At 61.9% G+C, this 1,238-nt stretch carries 1 protein-coding gene; it reads left to right on the top strand.

Features of this window, described 5'->3' with window-relative positions; translation table 11 throughout:
- Window positions 1-500 precede the first annotated feature (500 nt).
- On the top strand, window positions 501-1,238 hold a 738-nt coding region (locus tag V6C07_RS08590; protein ID WP_333535981.1), incomplete at its 3' end, for a serine dehydratase beta chain.

Below are 1,238 nucleotides of genomic sequence, written 5' to 3'. Positions count from 1 at the left end.
GGGGGGATGCAAGGGGGGCCGAGAAGGGGGCGAAGCCCCATAACCGGCCCCCTCTGCCGCCCGCCGCGCAGGCGACCCAAACAAGATCAAAGGAAAAAGCCGCTGTGCCCGCAGGGCAACACAAACCCATCGCAAAAACCAAGCCTCTTTCACCGTTTGCCGCCCGCCGCGCAGGCGGCCCGAACAAGATCAGAGAAAAAGCCGCTGTGCGGGCAGGGCAACACAAACCCATCGCAAAGACCAAGCCCCTTCCACCTCTTTGCCAGCGCACAAACGACCAAAGCAAGATTAAAAAACCCCCATTCCCGCAGGGCAACACAAACCCGTCTCGAAGACCAGCCCCCCTTCCCCCCTCACGCAGACGACCCAAACGGCAATGAGTGAAAGGCCCCCGTGCCCACCATGCCGCACGTTGCGTGACGGGGCCTCCTGTGTCACAAGAGAATCGGCGGAGTTGCGCGCCCTTGCGCGTTGCCGCACATTCTTTCGCGGGGGACGTCATGTTGAGCGTTTTTGATCTGTTCAAAATCGGCATCGGGCCGTCCAGCTCGCATACCGTGGGTCCCATGGTGGCGGGCAAGGCATTTGCAGGCGAGCTGGCGGTGCTGGGGCTGTTGCCCCTGACCGGGCGTGTAACCGTGGATCTTTTTGGTTCTCTGGCCCTTACGGGTGAAGGACACGGCACCACCGGGGCCATCCTCGGTGGCCTTGAGGGCGAGGAGCCGGCAACGGTTGATACGGCCCATCTGGCCCGGCGCACGGCGGAGCTGAAAAACAATGCGGACCTGAATCTCATTTGCGCGCGCCACATTCCGTTCATGTATGAGCGCGACATGCGCCTGCACAAGGGCATGTTTCTGCCCCGGCACTCCAATGCCATGAAGCTTGTGGCCTACACCGCCGACGGCACGGAACTGTATTCGCGCGTCTATTATTCCATCGGCGGCGGCTTTATCCGCACCGACGCTGACTTTGAAACCGGGCCGGAAGAATACCCCGCGCCGCCCTACGTGTATGAAAATGCCGAAGAGCTGTTTGCCCATTGCGAGCGCGAAGGCAAAACCGTGGCCCAGATCGTCATGGTCAATGAAAGTTTCTGGCACTCAGAGGCTGAGGTTCGTCGCCGCGCTCAGGCCGTCATGGATGTCATGCGCGATTCGGTGGAGCGCGGCTGCTATACCGACGGCATATTGCCCGGCGGGTATAACGTGCGCCGCCGCGCGCCCAACCTGCTGCGC

This window comes from Desulfovibrio sp. 1214_IL3152 (genome assembly GCF_036763055.1).
Lineage (GTDB): Bacteria > Desulfobacterota > Desulfovibrionia > Desulfovibrionales > Desulfovibrionaceae > Desulfovibrio.
The sequence above is the reverse complement of the archived record's forward strand: the minus strand, read 5'-3'. Positions and strand labels throughout refer to the sequence as shown.